This is a genomic window from Candidatus Blochmannia sayi (nom. nud.) (genome assembly GCF_059935855.1).
On record NZ_CP011796.1, the window covers coordinates 228,556 to 242,865 of the forward strand.

General features: G+C 27.4%; 11 protein-coding genes and 4 tRNA genes. 12 read left to right on the forward strand and 3 right to left on the reverse strand.

Annotated elements, in window-relative coordinates; all coding sequences use genetic code 11:
• The first annotated feature begins 10 nt into the window (after nt 1–10).
• From rplS to tyrA, 3 genes are all read left to right on the forward strand, one after another.
• Nucleotides 11–358 (forward strand): 50S ribosomal protein L19, encoded by a 348-nt coding sequence (rplS, locus tag Bsayi582_RS00910; protein ID WP_500815939.1) that lies wholly within the window; start codon nt 11–13, stop codon nt 356–358.
• 595 nt (nt 359–953) lie between these two features.
• Nucleotides 954–2,042, forward strand: a complete 1,089-nt coding sequence (locus Bsayi582_RS00915) for a 3-deoxy-7-phosphoheptulonate synthase (protein ID WP_500815940.1) — start codon at nt 954–956, stop codon at nt 2,040–2,042.
• On the forward strand, nt 2,039–3,160 hold the full coding sequence (gene tyrA, locus Bsayi582_RS00920) for a bifunctional chorismate mutase/prephenate dehydrogenase (RefSeq protein ID WP_500815941.1): 1,122 nt from the start codon (nt 2,039–2,041) through the stop codon (nt 3,158–3,160). The genes Bsayi582_RS00915 and tyrA overlap by 4 nt, the downstream gene beginning before the upstream one ends.
• A gap of 295 nt (nt 3,161–3,455) precedes the next feature.
• Here the strand turns inward: tyrA and Bsayi582_RS00925 are convergent, their stop codons facing one another.
• On the reverse strand, nt 3,456–4,352 hold the full coding sequence (locus Bsayi582_RS00925) for a prephenate dehydratase domain-containing protein (RefSeq protein ID WP_500815942.1): 897 nt from the start codon (nt 4,350–4,352) through the stop codon (nt 3,456–3,458).
• A gap of 244 nt (nt 4,353–4,596) precedes the next feature.
• Complete coding sequence (gene bamD / locus Bsayi582_RS00930; RefSeq protein WP_500815943.1) at nt 4,597–5,343, reverse strand: outer membrane protein assembly factor BamD; 747 nt, start codon at nt 5,341–5,343, stop codon at nt 4,597–4,599.
• Nucleotides 5,344–5,472: 129 nt separating this feature from the next.
• Between bamD and rluD the strand changes: the two genes are divergently transcribed.
• From rluD to Bsayi582_RS00950, 4 genes are all read left to right on the forward strand, one after another.
• The gene (gene rluD / locus Bsayi582_RS00935; RefSeq protein WP_500815944.1) at nt 5,473–6,438 is read left to right on the forward strand and encodes a 23S rRNA pseudouridine(1911/1915/1917) synthase RluD; all 966 of its coding nucleotides are present in this window, start codon (nt 5,473–5,475) and stop codon (nt 6,436–6,438) included.
• A 314-nt stretch (nt 6,439–6,752) separates the two neighbouring features.
• The gene (gene clpB / locus Bsayi582_RS00940) at nt 6,753–9,329 is read left to right on the forward strand and encodes an ATP-dependent chaperone ClpB (RefSeq protein ID WP_500815945.1); all 2,577 of its coding nucleotides are present in this window, start codon (nt 6,753–6,755) and stop codon (nt 9,327–9,329) included.
• A 383-nt stretch (nt 9,330–9,712) separates the two neighbouring features.
• Nucleotides 9,713–10,750, forward strand: coding sequence for a UDP-N-acetylmuramate dehydrogenase (gene murB / locus Bsayi582_RS00945; protein ID WP_500815946.1), 1,038 nt, complete (start codon nt 9,713–9,715; stop codon nt 10,748–10,750).
• Nucleotides 10,751–10,863: 113 nt separating this feature from the next.
• The gene (locus Bsayi582_RS00950; RefSeq protein ID WP_500815947.1) at nt 10,864–11,685 is read left to right on the forward strand and encodes a biotin--[acetyl-CoA-carboxylase] ligase; all 822 of its coding nucleotides are present in this window, start codon (nt 10,864–10,866) and stop codon (nt 11,683–11,685) included.
• 140 nt (nt 11,686–11,825) lie between these two features.
• Here Bsayi582_RS00950 and coaA read toward each other — a convergent pair whose 3' ends face one another.
• Entirely contained in the window at nt 11,826–12,782 is a 957-nt protein-coding gene (coaA, locus tag Bsayi582_RS00955) for a type I pantothenate kinase (RefSeq protein ID WP_500815948.1), read from the reverse strand.
• Nucleotides 12,783–13,080: 298 nt separating this feature from the next.
• Here coaA and Bsayi582_RS00960 point away from each other — a divergent pair.
• The 5 genes from Bsayi582_RS00960 (at nt 13,081) to bfr (ending at nt 14,099) form a co-directional block, all read left to right on the forward strand.
• Nucleotides 13,081–13,153, forward strand: a tRNA-Thr gene (locus Bsayi582_RS00960).
• 15 nt (nt 13,154–13,168) lie between these two features.
• Nucleotides 13,169–13,250 (forward strand) — tRNA-Tyr (locus tag Bsayi582_RS00965).
• A 72-nt stretch (nt 13,251–13,322) separates the two neighbouring features.
• Nucleotides 13,323–13,394: transfer RNA gene (locus Bsayi582_RS00970), tRNA-Gly, on the forward strand.
• A gap of 30 nt (nt 13,395–13,424) precedes the next feature.
• A tRNA-Thr gene (locus tag Bsayi582_RS00975) sits at nt 13,425–13,497 on the forward strand.
• Between the two features lie 131 nt (nt 13,498–13,628).
• Nucleotides 13,629–14,099: a bacterioferritin gene (gene bfr / locus Bsayi582_RS00980; protein WP_500815949.1), complete on the forward strand. Its 471-nt coding sequence runs from the start codon at nt 13,629–13,631 to the stop codon at nt 14,097–14,099.
• The last annotated feature ends 211 nt before the right edge of the window (nt 14,100–14,310 follow it).

Genomic DNA, 14,310 nt, shown 5'->3' on the forward strand with positions numbered 1-14,310 from the left:
AATAATGTATATGCATGCATTAATAAATGATTTTGAAATAAAACAAATTAAAAAGAATGTACCACATTTACATTCAGGTTATTCAGTAGAAGTGAAGGCTTGGATAATTGAAGGTAGCAAAAAACGTTTACAGATTTTTGATGGTATAATTATTTCTGTTAAAAATCGTGGATTACATTCTGCGTTTACTGTAAGGAAGATTTCTAGTGGTGAAGGGGTAGAACGAGTATTTCAAACACATTCTCCTGTTATTGAAGAAATTAAGATTAAACGATTTGGAATTGTTCGTCGTGCCAAGTTATATTATTTACGAAACCTTAGTGGAAAATCTGCGCGTATTAGAACAAAGCACATATGATCTGATATTTCAGATAAGATTCTGTTGTTAACATTATCAGGTTACTAATTTATTTTTTTGTATATATACATATATGTATATATTGTGTTTGAGTTTTTGTGTATGTTTTGAAATCGTCCGTAATAGTATTGATTTTAAATATAATTAAAATTTTTTATATATGTCATCGATTGTCTTGACATATGGATTATCTCATGATTTTTTTTCAAACATCTATTCAATGTAAAATGTAATATTAAAAAAATAAACACAGTCTTTTATTGTAAGTATAATGTATAGATTTTTAATTATTAATTCAATATGTATATGTTTTGTATTTAATGTATCTAGTATATAGATAGAGTTCGTATTTTGAATGATAAAAATTTTAAAATAATCTATTGTCATTAGAACTTATTTTTTTATAAATCAAAAATTAAATATAGTCTAATTAATCAATTTATAATAATTTATTAACAATTATAAGTAAAAACTATATTTACATTAGTTTTATATGTGTATCATAATATGATTATATATTATCATTTTTTAATAATCATTTTAGTATTTATAGTTTAAAATACTATAAATACCTTATTATATTAAGGCTAATAATATGCAAAAAAATGAGCAAAATAACATTCATATTTACAATATACATCCAATGATTACTCCTGATCAATTAAAAAGTCAATTTCCTATAACACGTTCAGAACAACAAACTATTGCTGATTCTCGAAATGTTATTATGAATATTATTCATAGAAGAGATCCACGTTTATTAGTAATATGTGGTCCTTGTTCTATTCATGATGTTGATTCTACTGTTGATTACGCTAATAAATTGAAAATTTTATCATCAGAATTACAAGATCAATTATATATTGTTATGCGTGTATATCTAGAAAAACCTCGTACTACTATTGGTTGGAAAGGCTTAATTAATGATCCACATATGAATGGTTCTTATGATATTGAATTAGGTTTAAGAACCTCTCGAAATCTATTGATACAATTAACAAAAATTGGATTACCACTTGCCACTGAAGTGTTAAATCCAAATATTCCACAATATATTGGAGAGCTCTTTAGTTGGTCATCTATTGGAGCTCGTACTACAGAATCTCAAATACATCGAGAAATTGCTTCTGGGCTATGTACGCCTATAGGTTTTAAAAATAGTACTAATGGCAATCTTTCTAATGCAATTAATGCAATACGAACTGCTATGATATCTCATCGATATATTAGTATTAATCAGTTAGGTCAAGTATCTTTAGTGCATACTAAAGGCAATCTTAATACTCATATAATTTTACGTGGGGGGGAAAATCCCAATTATTATCCAGAAGATATTATTTATTGCGAAAAAAGAATAATAGAAGCAGGATTACCATTAGCATTAATGATAGATTGTAGTCATGGTAATTCTAATAAGAATTATCGTTATCAAATTGATGTAGCGCGATCTGTTTTGAATCAAATTAAATGTGGAAATCGTTCTATTATTGGTTTGATGTTGGAAAGTTATATTCATTCTGGTAACCAACCTGTAAATTTATCATGTTCTACAACAATACAATATGGAGTATCAGTGACTGATGCTTGTATAGATTGGGAAACGACTGAACATTTGTTACATTCTTTATATAAAGAATTAAAACCATTTCTTATTAACCGTATATCAGGAGCCGAAATGGCATGATAGAGGAATTAAATATTTTACGAAATAAAATCGATAAAATAGATCAAGATTTATTAAGGTTATTATCTAAACGACTCTCTTTAGTTTCTGAAATAGGAAAAATAAAAAACCGTTACGGATTGTTTATCTATGTACCAGATAGAGAAGAAATGATAATCGATTGCCGCAGACAAGAAGCAGTAAAATTAGGTATTTCTCCAGATTTAGTCGAAGATATATTACGTCTCGTTATGAATGAATCTTATTGTAATGAAAATGAGCAAGGATTTAAGACACTACGCCCGAATTTAGGTCCAATTGTTATAATTGGGGGTCAAGGACAAATGGGTCAGTTTTTTTTCAAAATGTTAATTTTATCAGGATATAATGTACGAATTTTAGATAAAGATGATTGGATGAATGCAAAATCAATATTGAAAGATGTTGGCATGGTGATAATTAGCGTCCCTATTCATTCAGTTGTTGATGTTGTTGATAAATTACCATGTTTATCTAACAATTGTATTATAGTAGATTTATCGTCTATAAAAGAAATATCTTTAAACGCTATATTAGCTAATCATACTGGCCCGGTATTAGGATTGCACCCTATGTTTAATCCGGATCATGGAAGTATGGTAAAACAAGTAGTAATTTATTGTGAAGGACGTCATCCAGAAGCGTATCAATGGTTATTAGAACAAATAAAACTTTGGGGTGCAAAATTATATTTGTGTGACGCAACAGAGCATGATCAATATATGAGTTTCATTCAAGGATTATTTCATTTTATTACTTTTGTAGTTGGATATCATTTGTCAAAAGAAAATATTGATTTAGAAAAAATGTTATCTTTTTCTTCGCCAATATTTCGATTAAGGTTAATAACAATAGGGCGATTATTTGCTCAAGATCCTCAATTATATGCAGATATAATTATGAATTCTAAAAATAGTCTTATGTTGATCAGACGGTATTATAAAAGGCTAGGTGGGATTTTAACATTATTGGAACGAAATAAGAAACAAGAATTTATTAATCAATTTCAAAAAATTCAAGATTGGTTTGGTATATATACTGATCTTTTTTATAAAGAAAGTCGAAAAATATTGCGTCAAATTAATCATATACAAAAATAAAGAAATGGTTTTGATAATTACTTACATAAATGATTATTATTTTTAATTTTTTAGATTGTTTTGCATTAAAATTGAAACATATATATGTTTGATAACAAAATTTGTTATTGTAAAATTAATTTTTAATTAAAAATGCTGTTTTGTATATTTGACCGCATGTTTGTATTTTTAGATATTATATTATCATGTATTGCGCGGTTATTTGTTTATTATTCATTATTGCGTGTGTTTTTTATAAATAAAACGTTTTACATGATATAAAAATATCTGAATATGATACTTTCTGAAAGGTTGTTTATACTATTTTTTCGTTGTAATTGTTAATTATATTTATGTCAGATGTAATTGGATAGCAACCTAGTATTTTTAATGAATGAGAAATTTTATTTAATTCTATGAAAATTTGTTGCACGTATATGTTGTGTATATGCGCCATTACTTCAATAATAACTATATTTTTTGATGTGTTGTGTAATAATAAACGTGATTTAAAGTAGGTTTTCTTAATATTGTAATATTGCAATATTTTTGAAATTTCGTCTAATTTTTTATATTGTTGTTCAATGGAGATAATTAGTATAGTTTTTGTAGCTATAAATTCATCGAATATTTTAATATTTGCTTTTTTTAAGATAATAAATCTAGTTATATTTTTTTGAGAATTAGATAAATTATATGTTGATAATGCACGTAATCCATAAAATTTTCCTCCTTGTATACTGCCTAAAGCTGCCAAGTTAGATTGATTGAGTGCTGCTACTGTTTTCATAGCAGTTGCGCTGCTTTCACAGAATATGATTTTCCATGTCGAGAAATGTTTTAAAAATTTACTGCATTGTTGAACAGGTTGTGGGTGACTATATATGATTTGAATTTTATTTATATTATTAGTACAGTTTTTTGTTAAAATACAATGTTTTATAGGAATAACAATTTCGTCCACTAATAGTATTTGAGTATCTAGCAATAAATCACATACTTCATCAATTAATCCAGAGTTAGAATTTTCAATAGGTACTACACCATATTCTACGTAGTTACATTCCACTAATGAAAAAATATCATTAAAATTTTTACAACTACACTCTATTATTTTATCAAAATAACGATTCGCATATTGTATGGCAGCAATATGGGAATATGAACCTTTAGGGCCCAAAAAAGCTATATGTGTTGTAGATTTATAAATCATGATTTGACTCATTTTTTTTGTGATGTTCTAATATTAGTATATTATTTGTATAATAATTGCAGTGATCGTAATAATAATAGCGCGTGTTAAAGTTAAATATTGATTTATGTAGTTTAAATAGTCGTTATTTATTCATAAATATAAGATTATACTTCATTATGCTACATAACTTTAAATATTGGTTTGATTGTACGATTGAAATAATTATAGTTAATACATTTATAAAATAATTGTTTGTTGAGAGTTAGTATATTGGATTGATAGCGATAATTTTTGCTACTTTATCAGCTTGATCAGATAAGTATATATTTTGATAAGCACGTTGCATATAATACAGTGCTTTACGGGTTGCTTGAGTATCTGGAAAATAATATAACATTTTTTTTGCACGGGTTATTACTGATATATGAGCATTTCTTTTAGAATAAAACTTTATAATAGAGAGTTCATATTCAGCTATCCTGTTTTTCAAAAATATTAAACGTTTATGTGCATCTGCAGAGTATTGACTATCGGGATATTTGCGAATAAGTTCTACAAAACTATAGAATGCTGTGTGTGCATATGTAGGATCGCGATCAAACCAATTTATATGTAAGTATTTTATTAATGTTTTATTTTTAGAATCTAAGGACATATTAACTAAACCATGCATATATAATACATAATCATAATATTTATGATTGGGATACGATTTTAGAAAATACTTAGTATAATTATTTGCTGACTTTAAATCATGTAATTTATAATAAGCGTAAATTAAATCCAAATAAATTTGCTGAGGACAGGGATCGAACAAATGTAAATTTTTTAGATTTTCTAAATTTTGTATAGCTTCTGTATAGTTAGCATTATATAATTTGTCTTGAGCGGACTTATAAATATTGTAAGTAGAATAATTTATATTATGAACAGCCGCAGTTGCATGGGAAATAACGATGATACTAATACTTGATATAATTACTGTTATGTAGAGTTTAATTCGTGTCATGATATTTTTTATTAGTATTTTATAAAAAGTATTCAAATGTTCATAAATAATATTTTACAAAACATTCATTTTAATAAACGTATTATATAACAATTTAGCTAAATTTAATATTCGATTGATGTATTGGTGATGATAAAGTTACCTGAATATTATGTTATAAAACCTGTAATAGTACACGCATCTCAATCTGGTCAGCGATTAGATTGTGTGCTTTCTGAGTTATTGCCAAATTATTCTCGTTCTCAAATAAAACGTTGGATTCTTTCTGAGAAAGTGAGCGTCAATAATAGAGTAGTTATTATGCCTAAAAAAAAAATGATGGGTGGTGAGCTTATTGAAATAAAAAATATTGTTAACATTCAAAATAATGTTGTTCCTCAAGATATACCTCTTGAAATTGTATATGAAGACGATGATATTATAGTGATAAATAAAGAGAAGAATATGGTAGTTCATCCTGGAGCTGGTAATTATTCGGGTACTGTATTAAATGCGCTGTTGTACAAATATCCATCTATTATAGATGTATTCAGAGCGGGTATTGTTCAGCGTTTAGATAAAGATACTACTGGTTTAATGGTTGTAGCTAAAAATGTTATTGCATATAATAATTTATTACAATTATTTAAAAAACGAAAAATTATTAGAGAGTATGAAGCGATTGTTTTTGGAAGTTTTTCCCATAATGATGGGATGATAGATAAACCAATTCGAAGACATACAATTCATCGCACTCGCATGACAGTAGATGTTGCGGGAAAACCAGCAATTACTTATTATTCAGTTATAGAAACATTCAGAATGCACACTAGAGTGCGTGTGCGTCTTGATACTGGAAGAACTCATCAAATTCGTGTACACATGGCTTATATTAATCATCCTTTGGTAGGAGATCAAAAATATGGGAAAATCACTTATTTCATTAAAGATAAGTCTAATGGATTAAATAGCTATTTATATCGTTTCCGTCGTCAAGCGTTACATGCTATCACGCTGAAATTGTGTCATCCTATTACTCAAATTAAAATGGTATGGAATATACCTTTGCCTCAAGATATAATAAATTTAATAAATATATTAAGAAAAAATGAATAATTTTTTAATGATATTGTTGTTCCTGTAATAAATACTGCAGATATTTCTGTTATAGTTTTTTTATTACATAGAGCACAGATTATTAATCTAAATTTATTAAATAAATTCAATATTATAAATTAACTATAATGAAATAATTAATATAATAATAAGGTTTATATTTTATATTTAGTGTTTAGAGAATCTCGATATATATGTTTTAATTTTTAGTAAATTTTAAATGCTTGAATTTTGGTGCTTAATCGCCATATCATCAGATAGCTGTGATCTATATTTTGATTGATTTGTTATATTATTGTACAAGGAAAAATATTATGCGATTAGATCGTTTTACTCATAATTTTCAATTGGCTCTTTCTGATGCTCAATCTATAGCGCTTAAAAAAGATAATCAATTTGTCGAACCTATACATGTTATGCTTGCTTTTTTGAATGATCGAAATGGATCGGTATATCAATTGTTAGTATGTGCTGGATCAAATATTTCTCAGTTAATTGCATCAATTGAGCAAGCATGTGATAATCTACCTAAAGTAGAAGGCATTGGTGGAGATATTCAATGTTCCTATGATTTAATCAAAATGCTAAATTTGTGTGATAAATTAGCACAAAAATATAATGATACTTTTATTGCATCAGAAATGTTTATTTTAGCGGCTATTGAATCTAGCGGAATATTAAGTGATTTATTAAAAAAATCTGGAATAATTACAGAAAATATGAAACAAGTAATAAATGATATACGTAATAATCATTCAGTTAATGATCAATCAGCAGAATTTCGACGTCAAGCATTACAAAAATTTACTGTAGATATAACTAAACTTGCAGAACGAGGCGAGCTTGATCCTGTCATTGGTAGAGATGAGGAAATTCGTCGTACTATTCAGGTGTTACAGAGGCGTACCAAGAATAATCCTGTTCTTATAGGAGAACCTGGAGTAGGAAAAACTGCTATAGTAGAGGGATTAGCTCAACGTATTGTTAATAATGAAGTGCCAGAAGGATTAAAAAATAATCGTATATTGGCTTTAGATATGGGATTATTATTGGCAGGAACGAAATATAGAGGAGAGTTTGAAGAACGCTTAAAAAGCGTGTTGAGTGATGTATCTAAAGAAGATAGTAATATAGTTTTGTTCATCGATGAACTACATGTTATGGTTGGGGCTGGTAAAGCTGATGGAGCAATGGATGCAAGTAACATGCTTAAACCAAGATTAGCTAGAGGAGAATTGCATTGTGTAGGAGCAACTACACTTAATGAATATAGCAAATATATTGAAAAAGATGCGGCTTTAGAAAGACGTTTTCAAAAAATATTTATTGCTGAACCTAGTGTTGAAGATACTATAGCTATTCTTCGTGGATTAAAAGAACGTTATGAATTACATCATAATGTTCACATTACTGATCCGGCAATAGTGGCTGCTGCAACTTTATCGTATCGATATATTTTTGATCGCCAGTTGCCGGATAAAGCTATTGATTTGATTGACGAAGCTGCTTCAAGCATTCGTATACAAATAGATTCTAAACCAGAAGAATTGGATAGATTGGAACGGCGAATAATACAGTTAAAATTAGAACAACAAGCATTAAAAAAAGAATCAGATGATTCTAGCATAAAACGCTTGGAAACATTAACTACTGAATTAGTACAAAAAGAAAATGATTATATTGTACTTGAAAAAGAATGGAAAAATGAAAAAACATCATTATCTGATGCTCAAAATATAAAATCTGATTTAGAACAGGCAAAAATTGCTATTGATCAAGCACGTCGTGTTGGTGATTTAGCGCGTATGTCTGAATTACAATATGGTAAAATTCCAGAATTAGAAAAAAAGCTATCGATAGTATTGCAATCTAATAATAAAAAAATACGTCTTTTACGAAATTGTGTTACTGATGTAGAAATTGCCGAAGTATTGTCTCGTTGGACTGGAATTCCCGTTTCTAAAATGTTGGCTAGTGAAAAAGATAAATTGTTACATATGGAGCATGTTTTGCATAAATTCGTTATTGGTCAGAATGAAGCAGTAAAAGTAGTGTCTAATGCTATTCGTAGAAGTCGTGCTGGATTGTCTGACCTTAAACGTCCGATAGGTTCTTTTATGTTTTTAGGGCCCACTGGAGTAGGTAAAACTGAATTATGTAAAGCGCTGTCTGTATTTCTTTTTGATACTAATCATGCGATGGTTCGTATTGATATGTCTGAATTTATGGAGAAACATTCTGTATCAAGGTTATTAGGTGCTCCTCCTGGTTATATTGGATATGAAGAAGGGGGATATTTAACTGAATCAGTACGTCGTAGGCCGTATTCTGTTATTTTGTTAGATGAAATAGAAAAAGCGCACGCGGAAATTTTTAATGTATTATTACAAGTGTTAGATGACGGACGATTGACAGATGGGCATGGTCGTACAGTCAATTTTAGTAATACTGTTATTATTATGACATCTAATTTAGGATCAGATATGATTCCAAAAAACTTTAGAATTACAGATTATCGAGAAGTTAAGTCTACGATGTTAAATGTGGTTCATAAATATTTCCGTCCGGAATTTGTTAACAGAATAGATGAAATAGTGGTATTTCATCCGTTAAATTCTGATCATCTTATTAAGATTGCTGATATTCAATTGAAAAATCTGTGTAATCGTTTAGAAGAGAAAGGATATCCTAATACTAGTATTACTGATGCAGTTTTAGTGTTTTTATCAAAAGTGGGATTTGACCCAAATTATGGTGCACGTCCATTAAAACGTGCTATACAACAATATATTGAAAATTCGTTATCTCAAGAAATATTGTCTGGCAACTTATTACCGGGTAAAAAAATTACCGTAGATGTTTCAAACAATACAATAGTTTTTGTTCAGTGATTTAATAATTAGATTTACAAAATCATTAAGTTATATTTATAAAATGAAAATTATTAAAGATTGCGTGGTTTAATGTAAGTTAGCGCAATTTTTGTTGTGAGAATTTTATAATAATTATTGTTTGTTGATTATAAAATGTGATAGATCGAAAAATTAATGTATTAGTTTTTGGTGTTATTTTGGTGTGAGTGTCTGATATAATTTTTGTGTTTATTTTATCATGTGTATGTGAAATGATTTTTTTTTGTAATTTTTAGGAAGATAAAATTCAACATTAAACAGTTAATATGTTTAAAATAAAAAAGTATACTTATTTATGTGAATAAGTGCGTGAATATAGTCTGAGCGTATATTTAATATTTTTATTAAATAGCAACGAATGTATGAGAAGTAAAATTAGATTAAAATCGTTAAATACTTTTTCGATTGATGTATTCGCTGAGCATGTAATTATAGTGCATAATGAATGTACATTATTAAAATTGTGGGAAAAAGCTTATAATCAAGGGAAACCTGTTCTTATTTTGGGAGAGGGTAGTAATGTTTTATTTTTAGAACATTATGCTGGTGTAATATTGTTAAATAGAATAAAAGGTGTTTTTATCACTGAAAATAAAACGACATGGAAGTTGCATGTTGGAGCTGGAGAAAAATGGAATAAATTAGTAATTTATACTTTAAATAAAAATATACCAGGTTTAGAAAATTTAGCATGTATACCAGGATATGTTGGAGCTGCTCCGATTCAAAATATTGGGGCTTATGGACTTGAGTTATCTCAAGTATGTGAATATGTAGATGTTATAGATTTGTGTAACGGAAAGAAAATTCGTTTCACTAATTCTGAATGTAATTTTGGATACAGAAATAGTATTTTTAGAATTTTTTTAAAGAAATACGCTATTGTGTTTGTGGGATTAACGTTATATAAAAAATGGAAGCCTGTATTAAATTATCATGAATTCAATCATTTGAATAAACGTAATATCACGCCTCGTCAAATGTTTAATATTATTTATATGATTAGACATACAAAATTGCCGGATCCTATTTTAGTGGGAAATGCTGGCAGTTTTTTTAAAAATCCAGTAATAGATGTTAAAAAAGTTAATGATTTACTTCAAAAGTATCCAAATATGCCTCATTATTATCAAAAAGATGGTAAAGTAAAATTATCAGCAGGATGGTTAATAGAGAGTTGTCAATTAAGAGGTTATGTATTTGGAGAAGCGGCAATTCATTCAAAGCAAGCTTTAGTATTGATTAATACTAATAAAATGGCTACTGGCACTGAAATTGCGGCGTTGGCTCTTTATGTGTATAATAAGGTTGCAGATAAATTTAATATTTATCTGCAACCTGAAGTTAGGTTAATTGGGAGTCGTGGAGAAATAAATCCTCAAAAATTATTTATATACTAAATAATAAATATTTTAATTATTTAGAAAAAATTCAAGAGTTAATGTTTAATTATATATATGTTTTAGAAAAATTATGAAATAAGTATCATATTTATTTTTAGAGATTAGAAGTTTTGATAAGATACAACAAAAACTATAATTTTGTCACCTCTGATTTTTTATTGGATAAATCTGAAATTTTATCACAATTACCTGAAGGTAATGTAATTGTGTTAGATGAAGTTGATTCAACAAATCAATATATAATGGATAATATTTTACATATGACATCAGGAGATGCCTGCGTGACAGAACATCAAACACAAGGAAGAGGAAGACGTGGCAAAATTTGGATTACATCCTTTGGGCAAGGTGTTTGTTTGTCTATTTATTGGAAAATAGAAAAAATACCGTTTTCAATAATTGCATTTAGTTTAATGATAAGTGTTGTCGTAGCGAGAATATTAAAACATTTAGGTGTATCACAGATTAAGATTAAATGGCCGAATGATTTGTACATTTATGGACGAAAATTAGCGGGAATTTTGATTGAAATTATAACAAGTACTGATCGAATTGCTCATGTAATTATAGGTATTGGTATTAATATATCCACCACGTACTTATCATATTCAACATTAGAAACTAAAATGAGTCCAAATTGGATTGGTTTGAAAGATATTGGAATTATAATTGATCGTAATATTTTAGTAATAATGTTGATTGATATATTGCGTCAGAAATTAAAAGATTTTGTTGTTTTTGGATTCACACCATTTATTTCTTATTGGAGTAATTTTGATTATTTATATAATAAATCGATTACTTTGTTAGTAGGTAAGCGCGTTATATATGGTACAGCATTTGGAATAAATGAGCACGGAGCATTAATAGTGAAACAAGCAGGTTTAATGCGACATTATTTAGGAAATAATATTTCTATTTATGTATCTTAGTAAGTATATGTGTAGCGTGAGGAATATTTTATAAATATATTTTAATTTATGAAATATTATTTATTTAAAATTTAGTGTTTTTGGATTGATAGAATTCGAGATATTAACAGTAGTTATAAAAAATAAAATTGTTACTTTGTTTAATTATTGTTATTTTTTAATTGAATATTATCAATCATATGGTTGGTGCCTTTTTTTAGAATTAAATTCGCACGTTCTTTAGTAGGCAAAATATTTTTTTGTAAATTGAGTCTATTTATTTTAGTCCATATTTGAGAAGTTATAGAAATTATTTCTTTTTTAGATAATTGAGAATAATGATAAAAATAAGAATGAGGATGAGAAAAAGTAGTGTTATTACAAAATTTTAAAAATCTATTGATATACCATGTTTGTAGTAAGTTTTCTGGAGCATCAATATAGATAGAAAAATCAATGAAGTCAGATATCAAAGTATTAGGTAAATTACAATATTTTTCATGGTAAGTTTGTAAGATATTTAATCCTTCTAAAATGAGAATATCTGGATGGTGAATTATTTGTTGAACATTAGGAATAATGTCATATTTTGTATGAGAATATATAGGAATAGTGATTGGTTTGGTGCTAGATTTAATTTTTAGAATAAAATTTATTAAATTGGCATAATCATAAGATTGTGGAAAACCTTTTTTTTTCATTAAATTCTGTTTTTTTAGTATTATATTAGAATGTAAAAACCCGTCAGTTGTCACTAGTTCTACAATGCGGTGTTTGGGCCATTTACTAAGTAATATTTGCAATATTTTTGCCGTAGTACTTTTACCTACAGCAACACTACCAGTAATACCAATAATATATGGTATACGTTTTTTTTGAGTACCTAGAAATTGTGCACAACTATTTTGTTGTGTCGTATTTGATGAACAAATATAAAAATTAAGGATGCTAGATAATGGTAAATAAATTTCTATTATTTCATTGATAGAAATATTATTATTTATTTTTTTTAAATTGAGAATTTCTCTTTTAGATAATATTAATGGTATCTTTTTTTGAAGAGATATCCATTCTTTACGAGAAAAAGTTAAAAACGGTATAGATGAAATATGTAGCATAATTATTTATATTATTACAAATAACAGATATTTATTTTATTTTGTAGAACTAAATTTTTATTTAAATTCTTGATCAAAATAAAGTATTTGACTATAATTATGCATTATAGTTGGAGCAATACGAAATGAATAATAGTTTTGTTTTTAGAATAAATAAAAATTTGTTTTTGTGCAAAATGTTTTAAAAAATTTATATATATTAAATGAAAATGAGTAAATTATCAAAAAGGTAATTTACAATATGTATGAATTTAAATAAATCAAATAATGTTTTATTTTTAAAGATAATTGATATAACGCCGGTGTAGCTCAATTGGAAGAGCAACTGATTTGTAATCAGTAGATCAAAGGTTCGAATCCTTTTACCGGCATATTTATAAAACTGTGATGGGGTTCCTGAGTGGCTAAAGGGAGCAGACTGTAAATCTGTCGTCGTAGACTTCGAAGGTTCAAATCCTTCCCCCATCATTTTAAATTATTTGGTCAAGTTTTATGGCACATTTATATTATAATATTGAAAATAGTGATTTTGTTAAGTAAGTGGGCATCGTATAATGGTTATTACCTCAACCTTCCAAGTTGATGATGTGGGTTCGATTCCCACTGTCCGCTTAGTAGTATAAACACTACTATTACAATTATGCTGATATAGCTCAGAAGGCAGAGCACACCCTTGGTAAGGGTGAGGTCAGCAGTTCGAATCTGCTTATCAGCATAATATATTGACGACTGTTAAATTTTAAGAATAAGTCTAATAAAAAAGTTAAATATGGTAAAAATCATTACTTAATTTTAACTAAGTGATGTATAAATAAAAATAAGTACAAGCCTAGATTAGGAGATCTTATGAAAGGAGATGACCATATTATTATTCATCTGAATAATTTATTAAGTGATGAATTTATTGCAATGAATCAATATTTTCTGCATTCAAAAATTTTCAAAAGTTGGGGTTTAGAACGTCTTAATAGTGTAGAATTTAAAGAATGTATGGATGAATTGGATCATGCAGATCTTTATTCACAACGTATTTTGTTTTTGGAAGGTACTCTTTCTTTAAGGAGTTTTGATTCGTTTAATATTAATAAAAATATTGAAGATATTTTGCGTGCTGATCTTAATTTAGAGTATCATAGTGTTAATAATTTACGTGAAAGTATAAAATACGCTGATTCAGTGCAAGATTATGTATCTAAAGATATAATGGTACGGGTACTTAGTGATGAAGAAAAACATATTGATTTTTTAGAAACTGAGCTAGATATCATGATGAAAATTGGTGTACATAATTATATACAATCACAGTTGAAAAAATAATTTTGTACATAATATTTTGTGTCTATATGGTTTGTACTGTTTTAATAATAAAAAGTAATCAGAAATGTTTTAATTTTTTTATTGTAAATTAGTCTTGTTTTTTATTCACTTATTGGTACACTGGGTGGTGCTCGGTACTTAGGTGTCAGAACTAAAATTAGTTAATATTTCATTAAGAGATAAAATAAAAAATTTTTTGAATTAGAACAGT

What these genes read in the sequence shown, in the direction of transcription:
- rplS (WP_500815939.1), top strand. Translation starts at nt 11, where the DNA reads ATGCATGCATTAATAAATGATTTTGAAATAAAACAAATTAAAAAGAAT.
- Bsayi582_RS00915 (WP_500815940.1), top strand. Translation starts at nt 954, where the DNA reads ATGCAAAAAAATGAGCAAAATAACATTCATATTTACAATATACATCCA.
- tyrA (WP_500815941.1), top strand. Translation starts at nt 2,039, where the DNA reads ATGATAGAGGAATTAAATATTTTACGAAATAAAATCGATAAAATAGAT.
- Bsayi582_RS00925 (WP_500815942.1), bottom strand. Translation starts at nt 4,352, where the DNA reads ATGATTTATAAATCTACAACACATATAGCTTTTTTGGGCCCTAAAGGT.
- bamD (WP_500815943.1), bottom strand. Translation starts at nt 5,343, where the DNA reads ATGACACGAATTAAACTCTACATAACAGTAATTATATCAAGTATTAGT.
- rluD (WP_500815944.1), top strand. Translation starts at nt 5,473, where the DNA reads ATGATAAAGTTACCTGAATATTATGTTATAAAACCTGTAATAGTACAC.
- clpB (WP_500815945.1), top strand. Translation starts at nt 6,753, where the DNA reads ATGCGATTAGATCGTTTTACTCATAATTTTCAATTGGCTCTTTCTGAT.
- murB (WP_500815946.1), top strand. Translation starts at nt 9,713, where the DNA reads ATGAGAAGTAAAATTAGATTAAAATCGTTAAATACTTTTTCGATTGAT.
- coaA (WP_500815948.1), bottom strand. Translation starts at nt 12,782, where the DNA reads ATGCTACATATTTCATCTATACCGTTTTTAACTTTTTCTCGTAAAGAA.
- bfr (WP_500815949.1), top strand. Translation starts at nt 13,629, where the DNA reads ATGAAAGGAGATGACCATATTATTATTCATCTGAATAATTTATTAAGT.